This window comes from Kitasatospora sp. NPDC093806 (assembly GCF_040683335.1).
Taxonomy (GTDB): domain Bacteria; phylum Actinomycetota; class Actinomycetes; order Streptomycetales; family Streptomycetaceae; genus Kitasatospora.
In genome coordinates this window covers 1-17,658 of record NZ_JBFBDO010000082.1, presented here as the reverse complement: position 1 = coordinate 17,658, position 17,658 = coordinate 1, and the positions used below count along the sequence as shown (strand labels likewise).

The following is a 17,658-nucleotide window of genomic DNA, read 5'->3' as shown; positions in this document are numbered from 1 at the left end:
GTCGGATCCTGGCGGTCAGATCCTGGCGTAGGCCTCGGTCAGGCAGTGCCGCATGATCTGCTCGATCTCGTCGAAGGTCGACTGGTCCGCGATCAGCGGCGGGGCGAACTGGACGACCGGGTCGCCGCGGTCGTCGGCGCGGCAGTAGAGGCCGTTCTCGTAGAGGGCCTTGGAGAGGTAGCCGTAGAGGACGCGCTCGCACTGCTCGTCGGTGAACGTGGCCTTGGTGGCCTTGTCGGTGACGAGTTCGACGCCGTAGAAGTAGCCGTTGCCGCGGACGTCGCCGACGATCGGCAGGTCGCGCAGCTTGTCGAGGGTCTTGAGGAAGTTGCCCTCGTTGGCCAGGACGTGCCGGTTGAGGCCCTCGCGTTCGAAGATGTCGAGGTTGGCGAGGGCGACGGCGGCGGAGACCGGGTGGCCGCCGAAGGTGTAGCCGTGCGGGAAGACGCCGTCGCCCTTGTAGAAGGGCTCGGCGATGCGGTCCGAGATGATCGTGGCGCCGATCGGGGAGTAGCCCGAGGACATGCCCTTGGCGCAGGTGATCATGTCGGGGACGTAGTCGAACTTGTCGGCGCCGAACATGGTGCCGAGGCGGCCGAAGGCGCAGATGACCTCGTCCGAGACGAGCAGTACGTCGTGGCGGTCGCAGATCTCGCGCAGGCGCTGGAAGTAGCCGGGCGGCGGGGTGAAGCAGCCGCCGGCGTTCTGCACCGGCTCGACGAACACGGCGGCGACGGTGTCGGGGCCTTCGAACAGGATGGCCTCCTCGATCTGGTCCGCCGCCCACCGGCCGAAGACCTCGGGATCGACGGTGCCGTCGGCGTTCGCCAGGAAGGAGGGAGCGCGGTAGATGTTGGTGTTCGGGGCCTTGTGGGCGCCCGGCACCAGCGGCTCGAACGCCGCCTTGTAGGCGGGCAGTCCGGTGATGGACAACGCGCCCTGCGGAGTGCCGTGGTAGGCGACGGCGCGCGAGATGACCTTGTACTTGGTCGGCTTCCCGACCAGCTTGAAGTACTGCTTGGCCAGCTTCCAGGCGGTCTCGACGGCCTCGCCGCCGCCGGTGGAGAAGAAGACCTTGTTCAGGTCGCCCGGCGCGTAGTGGGCGAGCCGCTCGGCCAGCTCGACGGCCTTGGGGTGCGCGTAGCTCCACACCGGGAAGAAGGCCAGCTCCTTGGCCTGCTTGGCCGCGGCCTCGGCCAACTCCTGGCGGCCGTGGCCCACTTGGACGGTGAACAGGCCGGCCAGGCCGTCCAGGTACCGCTTGCCGTCGCTGTCGTAAATGTAGGTGCCGTCACCTCGGACGATGGTCGGCACGGGGGAGTGCTCGTACGACGACATCCGGGTGAAGTGCATCCAGAGATGGTCGTACGCGGTCTTGGAGCGATCCGCAGTCATTCGGGTTCCTCAGCTGTAGGGCTGTTTCCGTGGCTTCGGGAAGGCAGTGAGTCGGGAAGGCGCTGGCAGCCCCGCGCGGACGTACTGCGCGGGCTTCGCTGTGCCGTAAGGGGCGGGCGCTCGGCGGCCGCCCTCGATGAGTCGGGCCGGGCCGTCGGCGCACCGCCGGGCCCCGCTCGGGCTGACGCAGATCCTGCCCGAGGCCACGTCAGGCGTCAAGGGAATCCGTTGACTTGACGCCCGTTCTGCTTCGGATTCCGCAGCACAAGTCCATGATCGCTGTCCATTTCGACATTCGAGAGCCTCTCTCAACTTGACTGAAAGTTTCGTCAGTTTTCCGTTGACCGGTGAATCAGGGGCCAACTACAGTCCCTGGAGCATCAACTCGATACCGAGTCAAGCGAGGGGCAGTCATGAGCAACGGTTCTTCCGGAGGCCCCCTTTCGGGTCTGGACATCTTCGTCGGGGGCCCGATCCAGCACGCGATCCTCCCCGGCGGGTTCGCCGCACACCTGCGCACCTCCATCTCCACGGCGATCGACCACATCGAGGAGGACGGCGGGAACGTGTTCTCGGCCCACGTGGTCGAGCGGTTCGGCGCCGACACCGCCTCCTTCACACCGGATCAGGTCTCAGTGCGTGACTTCCGGTGGATGAAGAAGTGCGACGTCTTCGTCCCCGTGCTGCCGGTGACGGCCGACGTTCTGCTCCGGACCGACGGGACGCACGTGGAGCTGGGGTGGGCCACCGCGCTGGGCCGGCCGATCGTCATGATCACCAGGCAGCCGTTCGTCGAGTCGGCCAGCCACCTGTTGAAGGGGCTGCCGCGGGTGGGCGCCGTCCAGATCATCGACGTCGACGAGTTCCACGCGAATCCGCGGCTGCTCACCGACGCCCTCCTCAGCGCGACCGAGCGCCAGCGCGAGGCGATCGCCGCCAGCGTCGGCTAGGGCCTCTCTTCTGGATGAGGACCTGGCACCGCGGACGCCCGGAGCACCAACGTCCCGTGACCCCGTCGTCGAATTGGGAGGGCGCATGCCGAGCCCGGAAGTCTTAGGCCTGAAGCTGAACAACCACGTCATCGTGGGATCGGGCCTGCTCACCGATCAGGAACGCAACATCCGCCGGCTGCTGGCGGCAGGTGCCGGGGCGGTCGTCACCAAGACGATCCACCCGCACCCCCCGACGTCCACGGACGAGCGGATCCTCCGCCTTCCGACGGGCATGCTCAACAGCACCACCTACTCCAAGCGCTCCGTGGACACCTGGCTGGGCATCCTGCGCGCCCTGGCCGAGGACGGCCTGCCGGTGATCGCGTCCGTGCACGCCGGCACCCCCGCCGAGCTGGCCGCGCTCGCCGAACAGGTCGAGGGCACCGGCTGCCGGGCGCTGGAGCTCGGGATCTCCTGCCTGAACGAGGACGACGGACCGGAGGACACCCCGGCCCGCGTGAACGCCTACACGGCACACGTCCGGGCGGCCACCGCCCTCCCCTTCGCGGTGAAGCTGGCCGCCGGCGAGGGCCTGGAGGAAAGGGCCCGGGCCGCGGCCGACGGCGGCGCGGACGCCGTCACGATCAGCGACACCATCCCGGCCGCCGCGGTGTCACCGGACACCGGCGGGCTGGAACTCGGCGGCGTGTTCGGGTACTCGGGCCCCGCGATCAAGCCCCTGGTGCTCGCCGCCGTCTGGCGGCTGCGCCGGCGCGGGTTCACCCTGCCGGTGCTCGGCTGCGGCGGTGTCGCGTCCGGGCGGGACGTGGTGGACTACCTGAGCGTGGGAGCCGTGGCGGCGCAGGTCTACACCGCGCTGCACACCGACATGTACGGCACCCTGGGCCGGATCGTCCGGGAGACCGACGCCCTGATGGCGGCGCGGGTGCCGGGCACGACGGCGGAGGCCTCGGGGGTCGCGTCATGAGGCCGCGTTCCAAGGGCCACGGCCTCGCGGACGTCTCCAGCGCCCGCGTCCTCGAAGCGGTCCGCGGCCGGGCACTGGTGTGGCCGATCGGGGCCGTCGAGCAGCACGGACCGCACCTGCCGCTCTCCGTCGACGCCGTCCTCGCCGAGGCCTTCGCCCGCCAGATCGCCTACGAGCTGGACGGCCTGACGCTGCCGGTCCAGTCGATCGCCGCCCGGTCGCTGCCGCAGAGCGGCGGGGGCCTGGCCTTCCCCGGCACCGTCTACGTCAACGGCGACTCGCTGATCGGGTTCCTGCGGGACGCGGCGAGCTCGCTCGTCGACCTCCCCTTCGCCCGACTGATCGTGGTGAACGGCCACTTCGAGAACGAGCCGTTCATCTTCGAGGCCCTGGACACGGTCGGCCGCAAGCTCGGCGCGGGCGGGCCGGAGATCATCGCGTTCAGCTGGTGGAGCCTGGTCGAGACCGACTGGCTGCGCGACGAGGTCGCCGACTTCCCGGGCTGGCACGCCGAGCACGCCGGCCTCACCGAGACCAGCCTGATGCTCTACCTCCGGCCCGAACTGGTCTCCGACGCCCGCCCGGAGCACGATCACCCGCCGCGCGGCGGCATCTTCCTCCACCCGGCGGACGTCACCCGGACGACCAACCAGGGCGTCCTGTCCTCCACCGCCGGCTCGTCCGCCGAGCTGGGGGAGAAGCTCTTCTGGCACGTCGTCGACCAGGCCGTCTCCCTCGTCCGCCGGGGCGACGGGCTCCGCCGGGGCGACGGGCCGCGCCGGGCCGGCGCCGAATCTCCGACCGGGGGCGAGTGATGTTCATCAGAAGTCTGGACGAGGTCAAGGGCACCGACCGGGACATCGACTGGGGCAACGGCAAGAGCTACCGCCTGCTGATCGAGGCCGACGGCATGGGGTACGGCGTCTGCCACACGATCGTCAGGGCGGGGAGCGTCTCCCTGCTCGAATACGTGAACCACCTGGAGTCCTGCTACTGCATCTCCGGGGAGGGCGAGATCGAGGACATGGCCGGGAACGTCCACCGCATCCGCCCCGGTGACATCTACGTGCTGAACGACCACGACCGGCACTACCTGCGCGGCGGTCCCGACGAGGACCTGGTGCTGATCAGCATCTTCAACCCGCCCCTGAAGGGGACCGAGCGCCACCGCCTGGACGGCCCGTCCGCCTCCGGCTACTGAGGGAGTGATCTTGCAGCAACGACCGGAACCACCCACCGTCTGCGTCGTCAACGCGGTCGACACCCTGCGCGCCATCGCCGGCCGCGCACCCGCCGGTGCGGAGACCATCGCGGAGTGCTTCCCCCAGCAGGACCAGGCGATCTTCTGGCAGCCCGCCGAGAAGCTCATCGTGACCGCCGCGCCGATCGCCGAACTCGACTGGCAGACCGGCTTCCTCGGCCTGCCGGGCATCGTCAACGCCGTCCCCGCGAAGAGCTCCGGCCCCCTCTTCACCGACATCCTCGACGACCGGGACCTGATGGCGCGGCTGGTGGAGCACGCGGGACCGGCGCGCCGGTTCAGGCTCGTCCCGCACACGACGACGCCCGAGCTCTGGACCTTCGCGGAGACCATGCGCTCGGCGCACGGCGTGACCGTCGAGCTCCCGGAGAGCTGCGAGCGGCAGGAACTGCGCGACCTGCTCGACACCAAGTCGGGCCTGCGCGACCTGGTCGCCGACCTCGGCCTCACCGGGGGCCGGTGCCGGACGGCCCCGGGCCGCCACTGCACGGGCCTGGTGGAGGCCCGGAACGCGGTGCTCGCCCTCCTCGGGCGCGGCCGCCCCTGCATCGTCAAGGCCGACAAGGGCGAGGCGAGCGTCGGACTGCTGGTCTTCCGGCCGGGCGACCGGGAGGACCACATCGCCCGGGAGCTGGCGAGCAGCAGCTACTACGGTGACGACCCCATCGTGGTCGAGGAGTACATCGACGGCGCCGGCGTCGTCTTCCCCTCCGTCGAGTACGTCGTCCCGGCCGATCCCGGACGGGCGCCGTACCTGACGCACGCCTGCGAGATGCTGTTCGAAGCCCCCACCCTGCTGCGCGGCAACGTCACGGCGCCGTCCTTCATCGGGGAGAAGTGGTACGAGCCCTTCCGCGCCGGCAGCCGGGTGATCGCGGACGAACTCCAACGGCGGGGCTACCAGGGGCATTTCGGGATCGACGCGGTGGCCGCGGCCGACGGCGAGGTCATCATGCTGGACCTCAACGCGCGGCGCACCGGCTCCACCCACGTCCACGACTTCGGACTCCGCTTCTTCGGCACGGGCTACCAGCGCCACCAGGCCGTCGGGAACCACGACTTCTACGGGCTGCCGGCCGGCACCCCCTTTGCGGAGGTGCTGGACCTGCTCGGGCCGCTCGTCCGGCGCCCCGAGGCCGGAGCCTCCGGCGTCGTCCCGTGCGAGCTCACCGGGCTCGCGACCGGCCGCCTCAGCTGCATGATCTACGCACCGACGCTCACGGGGTTCCACGAACTGGTCCGGAACGTCCGCGACCGGATCGAGCGGGGCTGACCGGACGTGCACGTGGAAGGCGCAGAAGAAGCGGGCGGCCGCCGCCCGAACCGCTGGCTGGCGCTGGCCGTGGTCGCCGGCTGCTTCCTGCCGGTGGCGGCGGACGCGACCATCCTCAACGTCGCCGTGCCGTCGCTCACCGGGACGCTCGGCGCGACGGCGCGCGAAGTGCTGTGGATCGCCGACGTCTACCCGCTGATGATGGTCGGCCTGGTCCTGATCACCGGACCGCTCGGGGACCGGATCGGGCACAAGCGCCTGCTGACGCTCGGGCTCACGGTGTTCGCGGCCGCGTCCGCGCTGTGCTCGCTGGCCGGCACGCCCGGTGTCCTGATCGCCGGGCGGGCCGTGCTGGCCGCCGGAGCCTCGATGATCATCCCGGCCACCCTGGCGATCATCCGGCAGACCTTCCACGACGAACGCCAACGGGCCACCGCCATCGGCGTGTGGAGCGCGGTCGCCGCGGGCGGGGCGGCGGTCGGCCCGGTGGTGGGCGGGCTGCTCCTGGAGCGCTACTGGTGGGGCTCGGTCTTCCTGATCAACATCCCCGTGGTCGCGGCCGTCCTCGCCTTCGTCGCGGTGCGGTTGGTCAACCGCACGGCCGGGGAGGACGAACCCTGGGAACTCACCTCGCCGCTGCTCGCCGTGATCGGCGCCGTGGGGACCGTCTACGCCGTCAAGACGGCCACCCGCCCGGAGGCACCGCTGGTCGAGGCGGTGCTCCCGGGCGCCCTCGGCCTCACCGCGGCCGCCCTGTTCGTGCGGCGCCAACTGGCGGCCGCCCACCCGATGCTGGACCTCTCGCTCTTCCGGCAGCGCCCGTTCCGGGCCGCGGTGGTGGCGGCGACGGTGCCCGTCCTCGTGCTGGTCGGCATGGAGCTGCAACTGGCCCAGTACCTCCAGTTCGTCCTGGGCATGTCCCCGCAGCGGGCCGCGGTGTTCCTGCTGCCGATGCCGGTGGCCGCCTTCGCCGCCGGGCCGCTCGCGGGCTTCTGCGTCCACCGGTTCGGCGCGGTGGCCGTCATCCCCGCCGGCCTGGCGATGGCGGCGATCGGCTACACCGGGATCGGCCTCACCGCGGCCGGCTCCGGCACGGACGGACCCGGCACGGTGGTCCTCACCGGCTGCCTGGTGCTGATCGGGGCCGGCCACGGCGCCGTGCAGACCGTGGCGTCGGACGCCATCATGACGGGGGCTCCCGAGGAGCGGGCGGGCGCCGCGGCCGCCGTCGAGTCGGTGGCGTACGAGCTCGGCGCCGGCTTCGGCATCGCCCTGCTCGGCAGCCTCACCACCACGCTCTACGGGCACGCGTTCGCCCCGCCGGCGGCCCTCGCGGCGTCGGTGCCCCCGGGCGCGACGGAGTCGATCGGCCAGGCCGTCGAAGCCGCCGGCACGCTCGACGGCCCCTCCGCCGAGGCCGTGGTCCGGACCGCCGGAACGGCGTTCGCCGACGCGTACCAGACGGTGAACGCCGTCGCCGCCGTCCTGGTCACCGCGGTCGCCGTCGCCACGGCCGTCGCCCTGCGACCGGCCAGGCCGGACCGGCCGGATCGCACCGGAGGGGAACGGATTCCCGTCGGATAGCCGCCCACGTACCTCCGCCGCTCAAGCCACCGCCCTTGATCGGTCAACATGCTTGCCCTGAGCTTGACCTGACGTGCCGTCTGCTTGTCCGGGCGCTGCCTCCGTCGACCGGGCCCCGGCGGCCGCGGGTACGACGAGGACCTACCGCGACCCCGATGACCTCCGACACCCCGGTCCACCCGGCCGTTCGCCCGGCCGGGTGGACCGTCACCCCTGCGAGGCGGTCGACCTCGCCCCCGAGGCCCGTCCTCGCCCGTCCCGCGCCGGGCCTTCGGAGCCGGGGAGCTTGCACAGTGGGGAGGGAAGACCCGGGCGCCTTCGGTGTAGCTGCCTTTACGTCAAATAAGGGGACAGGATGGCGGGTTGGGTGCAACGATCGCCAAATCCCTTGTTGGAGGCCGTATGCACACGCCCCGCAGAACTCATGACGACGGCCAGGGCTCTTCGGCCCCTGGGACCGCCGTACGGCCGGCTCCTCCCACGCCGGTCGCTTCGCCCCAGCCGCTACAGCGCGCGACCGGCCAAGGCGGCGCCGCGCCTTCCGGAGGCGTGGCACCCATGATTCAAGCGATCGCCGCAGTGGTCGGTGCTGTCGCCGCGCTCCTCACCGGTGCCGGGGTCCAGTCCACCACCGGCCACCCCTGGGGCGAAAGGACCGTGACGGCTACGACCACGGCTACCGTCACGACAACGACAACGACAACGGCGACGGCGACGGTGACGGCGACGGTCACCGCCACCGCGCAGCCGGCTGTCGCCGCACCACCTGCCCAGAGCACCGTGGCCGGCACTCCGGCGCCGACCACGGCCGGTGCGGCGGGTACGGCGGGTGCGGTGGACGCGGGCTGGCTCCTGACGTTCAATGAACCCGTCACGGTCGCCTTCGAGGGGAGGAACTTCGCCCAGACCCCACCGGGCGTCGGCAACAGCGACTTCCGGGTCGAAGGCACCCCGGGCGGTGATCCGTACATTCAGCTCCTGACCGCCCACCAGGTCGCCGTGGTGCCGCCGGGCGCCGATCCGGGTCCGACCGCCTGCCGGGACCTTTCGGACGCCCAACCGCAGAGCTACGGCCGCCTTCCCCTGCATACGGGTGATCGGTACTGCATGCACCTGGTCACCTACACCGGCGTGCCACTCGCCGTACTGCTGACGGCCCTGAGCGTCAAGAACAACGGTCCGCAGAGCAGCAGCGCGAAGTTCGCCACGAAGATCTGGTCGGGGGTCAAGGCATAGGCACCCCCGGCGGCCCGCGCTCGTCGCGCGGGCCGGCGGGCGGGGCGGGGACGGTCTCGGGGGAGCGGTCAGGAGTGGGCGGTGCCGTAGCGGCGCTGGAAGCGTTCCACGCGGCCGGCGGTGTCCAGGACGCGGCTCTTGCCGGTGTAGAAGGGGTGGCTGGCGGAGGAGATCTCCACGTCTATGACGGGGTAGGTGTTGCCGTCCTCCCACTCGACGGTGGCGGTGCCGGTGACCGTCGAGCGGGTGAGGAAGGCCAGGCCGCCGGCCTTGTCGCGGAAGACGACGGGTCGGTAGGCGGGGTGGATGCCGGGGCGCATCGGGTCTCCTGTCGGGTAGCAGTGAGGGGGGTGGCTCAGCGTTCTTCGCGGAAGGGCACGTGCTGGCGGGCGACGGGGTCGTACTTGCGCAGGGTCAGCCGGTCGGGGTCGTTGCGGCGGTTCTTGCGGGTCACGTAGGTGTAGCCGGTCCCGGCGGTGGAGCGGAGCTTGATGATCGGGCGCAGTTCGTTTCGGGCCATGGCAGGGACTATAGCAAAATGAAATCCATTTTCATCTGGCGTACGATGGCGCCCATGATCAGTAGCGGAGCTCCCCTGTCCCTGCCCGTGCCGCCCCTGCCCGTGACCGTGCTCTCCGGGTTCCTCGGCGCCGGCAAGACCACCCTGCTCAACCACGTCCTGCACAACCGCGCGGGCCTGCGGGTCGCCGTCATCGTCAACGACATGAGCGAGGTCAACATCGACGCCGCCCTCGTCCGCGACGGCGGCGCGGCGCTCTCCCGGACGGAGGAGCGGCTGGTCGAGATGACCAACGGCTGCATCTGCTGCACCCTGCGGGACGACCTGCTGGAGGAGGTCGACCGGCTCGCCCGCGAGGGCCGCTTCGACTACCTCCTGATCGAGTCCAGCGGCATCTCCGAACCCATGCCGGTGGCCGCCACCTTCTCCTTCGCCCGCGACGACGGCGCCACGCTCACCGACCTCGCCGCCCTGGACACCATGGTCACGGTCGTGGACGCCGCGAACTTCCTGCCCGAACTGGCGAGCGGCGACGAACTGGCGGCCCGCGGGCTGGGCCAGTACGAGGACGACGAGCGGACGGTCAGCGACCTGCTGATCGACCAGGTCGAGTTCGCCGACGTGATCGTGCTCAACAAGCTCGACCTGGTGGGGGACGAGGACGCCGTCCGCCTGCGCGCCGCCCTCACGCGCCTCAACCCGGCCGCCCGGATCGTGCCGGCGCGCTTCGGCGCGGTGGATCCGGCCGAACTGCTGGGCACCGGCCGCTTCGACGTCGAACGGGCCCAGCAGGCCCCCGGCTGGGTGGCCGAGCTCAACGGCGACCACGTCCCCGAGACCGAGGAGTACGGCATTACGAGCACGGTCTTCCGCGCCGACCGCCCCTTCCACCCCGGCCGGCTCTGGGAGTTCGTCACCGAGGGCCTGGACGGCGGCGACTACGGCGGCATCCTGCGCTCCAAGGGCTTCTTCCGCCTCGCCACCCGCCCGCACGTCACCGGCCTCTGGTCGCAGGCCGGCGCGGTGGCCCGGTTCGAACCGGCCGGCGTCCACGCGGACGGGCAGGGCCAGGAGCTGGTCTTCATCGGCACCGGCCTGAAGGCGGCCGAGCTGCACGAACGGCTCGCCGCCTGCCTGCTGGCCGAGGGCGAGCCGGTGGACCCGGCGGACGACCGCTTCCCGGAGTGGGAGACGCGCGGCCTGGACGACGCCTGCGGGCTGGAGGCGGTAGCGCACTGACCGGGGCGGGGTGGGGCGGGGTGGGGCCGGGCCGGGCCGGGCGGGGCCGGAGGCGGGTGGCCCCCGTTCGGACCAGCGGGTGTCAGGAAGGCGTCAAGGACGGCCGCCTCCGCGTAGGTCACGCGTCAAGGACGGCCGTCCCCGGTGTTCACTGGGTCTCCACTGGAAGCGCGGGCCCGAACCGGTGCTCCGCCCCCGGATCGGAAGGAACCCGTCATGAGTGAGACCCAGGCCGCCGTGCTCGCCGTCGCGAGGCCGTTGCGCAGCGTCGTACCGGTCGCACCGGCCACCCTCCCGCTGCGCCCCCTGGAGCGCCCGCCGCTCCCTGCGGTCGGCCCGGTCCCGACGGATCGGGGTGAGGACGAGGCCCGACTGCGGCGCGGGCGGCCGGCGCACTGCCGGATCGCCATGGAGTACGTCGACTGACGCCACCCGCGTGCGCGAAAGGGCAGATCTCCCGACCCCGTCGTATGGATGCCGTCAGGAGTCGCGAGGGCGGCGGATTTCGGGACCTATCGTCCATCTTCGTCGAAACGAATCCTGTTTCGACGTCGAACAGAAAGATGGATGTGTGACATGGGCCCCGTATCCCGCCTCAAACGCGCCTTCGCCGGTGGAGTTGCCGTCGTCGCCTTGGTCTCCGGTCTGACCGTGCAGGCCCAGACAGCCCAGGCGGCCCCCGCCGCCCCGGTGGACAAGACCTGCGGGACCCCGGCCGTGCCGGGCGGCGGCAACTGCATGACCTCGCTGATCGGTTCGGTCTTCGACACGATCAAGCTCATGCGCAACGCCGCCAACAACAACAAGCTGGACAACGCGGAGTTCACCCAGAACACCGCGGCGAGGTTGAGCGAGAAGTTCCCCGGATTCAACGTCATGGTGTTCAAGACGGTGGGAACCGACCTCTACGACACCGAATGGTTCACGAACGAGCACAAGGCCGATATGAGGGGAGTCCTGCTCGATACCACCTACAAGCTCAACCATTTCCTGGACAAGGATAAGAAGGACCCCTCCGGCTACGACAAGTTCCGGATCTGGGTGTTCCAGGGGGAGTCGACGTTCCGCAACCGGGGCGACGGCGGCTACATGAACTGGGCGTTCATCGGCAACGACGGTGACAGCGTCAAGAAGGAGCCGTGGACCTGCCGGACGGGCACCGCGCGCCCGTACAAGTGCGACGGCGACGTGCGCACCGTCCACTTCCCCGCGCGGTCCGGCTACGGCGCCAGGACCGGCAGCCTGACCCCCGACTCCAGCGCCCCCGGCTACCACGCCTGCCTGGACGTCAGCGGCAACGGCAGCGCGAACGGCACCCCCGTCCAGATGTGGGAGTGCAACGGCGGCGACGCGCAGAAGTGGACCTACAACGGCTACAAGCTCCGGGCGGCCAACGGCAAGTGCCTCGACCTGGCGGACAACAAGGCGGCGAACGGGAACAAGCTCCAGGTCTGGGACTGCCTGGACATCCCCGGCCAGCGCTGGCACATGTCGCCCAGCGGCGGCCTGCGGCACCTCACGGACCTGGACGACCGGTCGCGGGACGTCTGCGTCGACGACTTCAGCGGCCGGACCGCCAACGGCAGCGCGGTGACGGCCTGGGCCTGCGGCTCCGAGGACCGGCGGGACGCGCCCAACCAGAACTGGGCCTGGGGCGGCACCCCGCCGACCACCGACCCGACCGGCCCCACCACGCCCGGGAACGGCGCCGATGTGACCCTCAAGCTCGACAACGGGCTGGGCGCCGTCCCGGTCGGCGGTAACGCCGGCGCGGCGGTCGTCCCCGGGTTGCGGGGCGGCAACGAGTCCAAGTGGAAGCTCACCTCGGTGGGCGGCGGCCGCTACCGGATCACCAGCTCCTACGGGCTCGAACTCACCGAGAGCGGTGGGTACATGGCCGAACTCCAGCCGTGGAGCAACTCCTCGAAGCAGAAGTGGGAGCTGGCCGGGGTCGGCAACGGGCGGTACCAGATCCGGATCTCCGACGACGACTGCCTCGCCCATGACTCCGACTTCAAGCAGCTCGGGGTGTGGACGTGCAAGCGGGGCTGGCAGCAGGAGTGGGTGCTGGAGTCCGCCTCCGGCGGCGTGATCACGCCGGGCGAGCCCGGCACCCCCAAGGACCCGAAGGATCCGAAGGACCCCAAGCCCCCGACGGGCGGGGGCGGTTCGAGCGTCCCGACCGAGCGGCCGCTGTTCCTGAAGCTCGCCAACGGCCTGGGCGCGTCGGCGCCGAACGAGACCGCGAGCTGGGGCGCGCCGATCGTCGGCGGGATCCTGGGCTACAAGGGCTCCACCTGGACGATCAAACCGCTTGGCGGGGACCGCTACCGGATCGTCAACGACCTCGGGTTCAACCTCACCGAGAACCCCGAGACCTACCTCGCCGAGCAGCAGGCCTGGGGCGGCACCTCCAACCAGAAGTGGCAGATCGTCGGCCTCGGCGGCGGCAAGTACCGGATCCAGGTCTCCGACGACGACTGCCTGACCCACGACTCCGACTTCAAGCAGCTCGGGGTGTGGAGCTGCGAGGGCGGCTGGAAGCAGGAGTGGTCCTTCCAGCTCCTCTGACCGCCCCCGGCGTTGCGTCAGCTGGACGACCTGTTCCGCTACGGGCAGCTGATGACCGTGTCGCCCGCGGTGGCGGTGCAGCTGTCGAAGCCGGAACCGCCGTTCAGGGTGTCGATGCCCGGGCCGCCGTTGAGGGTGTCGTTGCCCGAGCCGCCGGCCAACTGGTCGTCCCCGAGGCCGCCGTAGAGCGTGTCGTTGCCGGTCCCGCCGTCGACCACGTCGTTCCCGGAGCCGGCGTAGACGGTGTCGGCGCCGTTGCCCGCGGTGATGGTGTCGTTGCCGCCGAGCCCGCAGATGACGTCGTTGCCGCCGGTGCCGGTCAGGTTCTCGCCGTTGGCGGTGCCGATGATCGTGCAGCCGTGGGCATTGTTGACACCGATGGTGCCCGAGGCGCTGTTGTTGCCCGGGACGGGGTCGCTCTGGGTCGCGCCGACGGTGGCGGTGTCGGCGAGGGTCCCGGTGGCCCGCGGCTCGACGGTCACGGTGACGGTGGTGCCGGCGCCGGCCGCGAGGGTGCCGAGCGCGCAGTTGGCGCCGGTGGCGGTGGTGGTGCAACTGCCCTGGCCGGGAACGGCGGTGAGCAGGGCGGCCGGGCCGGTGAGGGCGTCCGTCAGGGTGACGCCGGTGGCGGCCTGACTGCCGCTGCGGTTGGTGACCGTCAGGGTGTAGGAGGGGGTGTCGCCGATGCTGGTGGTGGCCGGGCCGGTCCGGCTGACCGACACGTCCACCCCGGCCGGGGTGCCGACGCCGCCGTCGTAGCGGGCCAGCGCCGCGTCACCGTTGCTGAAGCCCGCCGCGACGATCCGGCCGTCCGGCTGGACGGCGGTGCCGAGCGCCTGGTCGAAGCCGCCGCCGAAGTCGGTGGTGGCCTTGCCGTCGCCGCTGAAGCCGGTGTCGAGGCTGCCGGCGGAGGTGTAGCGGGCGAGGGCGAAGTCGCTCGTGCCGCCCGACACGGTCGAGCCGACGGCGACGATCGCGCCGCCGGCCTGCACCGCCACGCCGTAGACGATCTCGCTGCCGCCGAAGTCGGTCGTGACCTTGCCGTCGGTGTCGAAGCCGCCGTCGAGGTTGCCGGCGCTGTTGTAGCGGGCCAGCGCGAAGTCGTTGCCGGTGTAGCCCGCGGCGACGATCTTCCCGTCCGGCTGCAGGGCCAGCGCGTGGGCGAACTCGACGCCGCCGAAGGTGGTGGTGACCTTGCCGTCGCTGCTGAAACCGGTGTCGAGGGCACCGGTGGCGGTGTAGCGGGCGAGCGCGAAGTCGTAGTTGCCGGTGTTGCCGCCGGTGTACCCGGCGGCGACGATCCGGCCGTCGCCCTGCACCGCCACCGCGCGGGCCGCGTCGGCTCCGCCGTCGAAGTCGGTGGTGACCTTGCCACCGGGACCGAAGCCGTTGTCGGGCGAACCGTCGGCATTGAGGCGGGCCAGCGCGAAGTCACCCCCCGTCAGCCCGGCGGCGACGACCTTCCCGTCACCCTGCACCGCCACGCCGAACGCGTCGTCGGCGCCGCCCGTGCCGAAGTCGACGACCGCCTTGCCACCGCTGCCGAAGCCGGTGTCGAGGGAGCCGTCGCTGTTGTACCGGGCCAGCGAGAACCAGCCGACGCCGCCCTCGGGCACCTCGCTGCGGCCGACCGCCACGATCTTGCCGTCGCCCTGGAGGGCGAGGCCGCGCGCCTCGTCCGAGCCGCCGGCGAAGTCGGTCGTCACCTTGCCGCCGGTGCCGAAGCCGGTGTCGAGACTGCCGTCCGGGTTGTACCGGGCCAGCGCGAAGTCGTCGGTGGCGCCCGCGTACCCGGCCACGACGATCTTGCCGTCGGACTGGACGACCACCCCGCGGGCCTCGTCGGCCCCACCGCCGCCGAAGTCGGTGGTCACCCTCCCGCCCGTGCCGAAGGTCGTGTCCAGGTCACCGGGCACGGCGACGGCCACCCCGGGCACGGCCAGCGCCAGCAGCAGCCCGGCGACCGCCACCGCCCCGACCCGCCCGGCCCCGCACCTGTGATCGGGCCTGAGCCCGGAGAAACGGTCCACTTTGAGTCTCCTCGTCGTCACAACGACCACCGTGCCCGGCGGCCCTCCTCCTGGATGAGCGCCCCGCCCCGGAGCGTCGGCACACAGCCTCGGTGCGCCCCTGACAGCCGCCCGGCAACCCCGTCCCCCGCTGCGCCCACTGGCCGGAGGATTCCACCCCGAGGAGTGACCACCGCCCCACTGGCCGGGGAGGGCACTTTCTTGCGGCGCAAGACAATGAATGACTATCTTGTACCGCATGACAAAGGAAGCGCCGGGCTCCGGGCAGCGGCGCAGTCAGCTCCTTCGCGGGGTGCTCGACCTCTGTCTGCTCGCCCTGATCGCGGAACGGCCGCGGTACGGGTTCGAGTTCGCGCAGGGGTTGGCCGAGGGCGGGCTGGAGCTGGTCAGTGACGGGAGTGTCTACCCGCTGCTGGCGCGGATGGAGCGGGCCGGGCTGATCTCGGCGTTCCGGGCGGCCTCGCCGAGTGGGGGCGCGCCGCGGAAGTACTACCGCCTGACCGAGGCGGGGCACGCCGAGCTCGCCACCGGGCGGGCGGACTGGCTGGCCTTCGCCGGGCCGGTCGGCCGGATTCTGAACGACAGTCATTCACCAGGGGAGACACATGACGAGTGAGAAGGTGCTCGCGGCCTGTCGCAGCAACTGGGAGTACCGCGGCGTCGACGAGGCCTCGATCCGGGAGATGCTCGACGAGCTCACCGCGCATCTGGAGGACGCCGCCGCCGTCGGACGCAGTGCCGAGGACGTGGTCGGCCGGGACGTGAAGGCCTTCGCCGCCGACTGGGCGAGGGCGCGCGCGCCGTTCCACCGGCGGGCGCTGCGGACGGCAGGGATGGCGTCCTTCGTGCTCGGCGGCCTGCTGCTGCTCACCCATCTCGTCCGGCGCACCACCGAGTTGAGTGTGACGGCCGACCAGGTGGCGTTCTACGCCGCCCTCGCCACAGTCACGGTCGTCTGGGAGCTGCGCCGGGGCAGCCTGGGCTTTCGGCGCAGCTGGGGGGTGGGGCTGGCGGTCGGCCTGCCGGCGGTCCTGCTCACCCGGTACCTCGTCGGCGACCAACCGCTGTTCACCCTGCCGCTGTGGGTCGCCCCGCTGCTGCTGGTGCCCGGCCTGCCGTACGCCGTGGCGGACGCCCGCGCCAGGAAGGCCGCCGCGCCCGCCGTCGAGCGGTGAGCCGGCGGGGCGGTGGGTTCGGTGGGGTGCGTCGTTCGGCGGCGTCGAAGGCGGGCGCGAGCGGGGTCGCCACCGCGCGGAGCCGCTCCGGCGGTGACGGCGCGCCGAGGCCGAACGCGACCCGCCCGCGCGAAATGACGCCACGTCAGGTCGCTTTCCGCGGGCGGGGACTAGGCTCGTGCCGTGTCATCGTCCGCGCGGGATGCCGCGCCCACCGGCTACGTCCGCGCGAGCCTGCCCGGGGCGGTGCCGCTGCTGGGGCACCTGCCCGCGCTGGTGCGTGATCCGGCCGGGTGGCTGCGGCGGTTGCACCGGTACGGGGACTTGGTGGAGGTGCGGATCGGGCCGTACCGGCTGGTGGTGCCCTGCCATCCGGAGCTGCTGCGGCAGGTGTACGCCGACGACCGCACCTTCGACAAGGGCGGGCCGGTCTACGGGCGGTTCCGGAAGATCCTCGGCAACGGGCTGCCGACCTGCGCCCACGCCGACCACCGCCGCCAACGCCGGATACTGCAGCCGGAGTTCCGGTCCGAGCGGGTGGCCGAGTACGCGGCGGTGATGACCCGGGAGGCGGACCGGCTGGCCGGCTCGTGGCGGCACGGCGAGGTGGTCGACGTGTTCCCGTCCTGCTACCGCTTCGCCATGCGGGTGGTGACCCGCACCCTGCTCGGCTCCCAGGTGCCGGACGCGCTGGCGGACCGGTTGCAGTGGGCCTTCGAGACGGCGTTCGCCGGGGCACTGCGCCGGGTGGTGCGGCTGCCCGCCGGACCCGGCTACCACCGGGCGGTGCGCGCCCTGCGGCACACCGTCACCGCCCTGGTGCGCGAACGACGGACGCGCCACGCGGGCGGGACGGACCTGCTGGCGGGCCTGCTCGCCGCCCGCGACGAGGACGGTACGGCCCTGTCCGACGCCGAACTACACGACCAGGTCGTCGCCATGCTGCTGGCCGGCACCGAGACCACCGCCTCCCAGCTCGCCTGGACCCTTCGGCTGCTGCCGGCCCACCCCGGCGTCCTGGCCGACGTCCACGCCGAGCTCGACGCCGTCCTCCCGGCCGGCCGCCCCGCCCGCTGGGAGGACCTGCCCCACCTGCCCCGCACCGGCCGGGTGCTGACCGAGGCGCTGCGCCTGTACCCACCGGGCTGGGTGCTGCTGCGCCGCTGCACCCGGGAGACGGTGCTCGGCGGGTGCGCCCTGCCGCGCGGCACCCAGGTGCTGCTGAGCCCGTACGTCGCGCACCACAACCCGCGGATCTTCGCCGACCCCGGCCGGTTCGACCCCGACCGCTGGCTGCCGGAGCGGGCGGCCGGGCTGCCCCGCTGGGCGTTCGCCGGCTTCGCCAACGGCCCGCGCCAGTGCCTCGGCGCCGACTTCGCCCGCGCCGAGGCCACGATCGCGCTCGCCACGCTGCTCGTCCGCTGGCACCCGACCCCGGTCGCCACCCGATCCGA

At 71.9% G+C, this 17,658-nt stretch carries 17 protein-coding genes; 13 read left to right on the top strand and 4 right to left on the bottom strand.

Translation table 11 applies throughout. The features are described 5' to 3' along the window. Positions 1–15: 15 nt before the first annotated feature. A complete protein-coding gene (locus AB0N76_RS29155; protein WP_363562085.1) occupies positions 16–1,395 on the bottom strand; it encodes an aspartate aminotransferase family protein in 1,380 nt (459 codons plus the stop codon). 413 nt (positions 1,396–1,808) lie between these two features. On the opposite strand from AB0N76_RS29155, the gene AB0N76_RS29150 reads away from it, so the two are divergent. The 7 genes from AB0N76_RS29150 (at position 1,809) to AB0N76_RS29120 (ending at position 8,669) form a co-directional block, all read left to right on the top strand. Continuing rightward, on the top strand, positions 1,809–2,345 hold the full coding sequence (locus AB0N76_RS29150; protein WP_363562083.1) for a hypothetical protein: 537 nt from the start codon (positions 1,809–1,811) through the stop codon (positions 2,343–2,345). Between the two features lie 85 nt (positions 2,346–2,430). Continuing rightward, positions 2,431–3,315 (top strand): dihydroorotate dehydrogenase, encoded by an 885-nt coding sequence (locus tag AB0N76_RS29145; protein WP_363562081.1) that lies wholly within the window; start codon positions 2,431–2,433, stop codon positions 3,313–3,315. Beyond that, on the top strand, positions 3,312–4,130 hold the full coding sequence (locus AB0N76_RS29140) for a creatininase family protein (RefSeq protein WP_363562079.1): 819 nt from the start codon (positions 3,312–3,314) through the stop codon (positions 4,128–4,130). The genes AB0N76_RS29145 and AB0N76_RS29140 overlap by 4 nt, the downstream gene beginning before the upstream one ends. Continuing rightward, the gene (locus AB0N76_RS29135) at positions 4,130–4,516 is read left to right on the top strand and encodes an ectoine synthase (protein ID WP_363562077.1); all 387 of its coding nucleotides are present in this window, start codon (positions 4,130–4,132) and stop codon (positions 4,514–4,516) included. The genes AB0N76_RS29140 and AB0N76_RS29135 overlap by 1 nt, the downstream gene beginning before the upstream one ends. Before the next feature lie 10 nt (positions 4,517–4,526). Then, positions 4,527–5,849, top strand: a complete 1,323-nt coding sequence (locus tag AB0N76_RS29130; protein ID WP_363562075.1) for a hypothetical protein — start codon at positions 4,527–4,529, stop codon at positions 5,847–5,849. A 12-nt stretch (positions 5,850–5,861) separates the two neighbouring features. After that, positions 5,862–7,433 (top strand): MFS transporter, encoded by a 1,572-nt coding sequence (locus AB0N76_RS29125; protein ID WP_363562073.1) that lies wholly within the window; start codon positions 5,862–5,864, stop codon positions 7,431–7,433. 558 nt (positions 7,434–7,991) lie between these two features. Further along, positions 7,992–8,669 (top strand): hypothetical protein, encoded by a 678-nt coding sequence (locus AB0N76_RS29120; RefSeq protein ID WP_363562071.1) that lies wholly within the window; start codon positions 7,992–7,994, stop codon positions 8,667–8,669. A 68-nt stretch (positions 8,670–8,737) separates the two neighbouring features. On the opposite strand, the gene AB0N76_RS29115 is transcribed toward AB0N76_RS29120, so the two are convergent. Continuing rightward, positions 8,738–8,989: a type B 50S ribosomal protein L31 gene (locus AB0N76_RS29115; RefSeq protein WP_363562069.1), complete on the bottom strand. Its 252-nt coding sequence runs from the start codon at positions 8,987–8,989 to the stop codon at positions 8,738–8,740. A 35-nt stretch (positions 8,990–9,024) separates the two neighbouring features. After that, the gene (gene rpmG / locus AB0N76_RS29110; RefSeq protein WP_363562067.1) at positions 9,025–9,189 is read right to left on the bottom strand and encodes a 50S ribosomal protein L33; all 165 of its coding nucleotides are present in this window, start codon (positions 9,187–9,189) and stop codon (positions 9,025–9,027) included. Between the two features lie 54 nt (positions 9,190–9,243). Between rpmG and AB0N76_RS29105 the strand changes: the two genes are divergently transcribed. The 3 genes from AB0N76_RS29105 to AB0N76_RS29095 all read left to right on the top strand — a co-directional run bounded on the left by AB0N76_RS29105 (position 9,244) and on the right by AB0N76_RS29095 (position 12,999). Then, positions 9,244–10,428: a GTP-binding protein gene (locus AB0N76_RS29105; RefSeq protein ID WP_363562065.1), complete on the top strand. Its 1,185-nt coding sequence runs from the start codon at positions 9,244–9,246 to the stop codon at positions 10,426–10,428. Between the two features lie 216 nt (positions 10,429–10,644). Further along, on the top strand, positions 10,645–10,854 hold the full coding sequence (locus tag AB0N76_RS29100) for a hypothetical protein (protein ID WP_363562063.1): 210 nt from the start codon (positions 10,645–10,647) through the stop codon (positions 10,852–10,854). 150 nt (positions 10,855–11,004) lie between these two features. Then, entirely contained in the window at positions 11,005–12,999 is a 1,995-nt protein-coding gene (locus AB0N76_RS29095; RefSeq protein WP_363562061.1) for a ricin-type beta-trefoil lectin domain protein, read from the top strand. Between the two features lie 38 nt (positions 13,000–13,037). Here the strand turns inward: AB0N76_RS29095 and AB0N76_RS29090 are convergent, their stop codons facing one another. Next, on the bottom strand, positions 13,038–15,029 hold the full coding sequence (locus tag AB0N76_RS29090) for a calcium-binding protein (protein WP_363562059.1): 1,992 nt from the start codon (positions 15,027–15,029) through the stop codon (positions 13,038–13,040). Positions 15,030–15,267: 238 nt separating this feature from the next. Here AB0N76_RS29090 and AB0N76_RS29085 point away from each other — a divergent pair, with 238 nt between their 5' ends. The 3 genes from AB0N76_RS29085 to AB0N76_RS29075 form a co-directional block, all read left to right on the top strand. Continuing rightward, entirely contained in the window at positions 15,268–15,645 is a 378-nt protein-coding gene (locus AB0N76_RS29085) for a PadR family transcriptional regulator (RefSeq protein ID WP_363562057.1), read from the top strand. Then, entirely contained in the window at positions 15,635–16,204 is a 570-nt protein-coding gene (locus AB0N76_RS29080; protein WP_363562055.1) for a hypothetical protein, read from the top strand. The genes AB0N76_RS29085 and AB0N76_RS29080 overlap by 11 nt, the downstream gene beginning before the upstream one ends. A 183-nt stretch (positions 16,205–16,387) precedes the next feature. Beyond that, the coding region (locus AB0N76_RS29075; RefSeq protein ID WP_363562053.1) for a cytochrome P450 at positions 16,388–17,658 on the top strand (1,271 nt) is incomplete at its 3' end.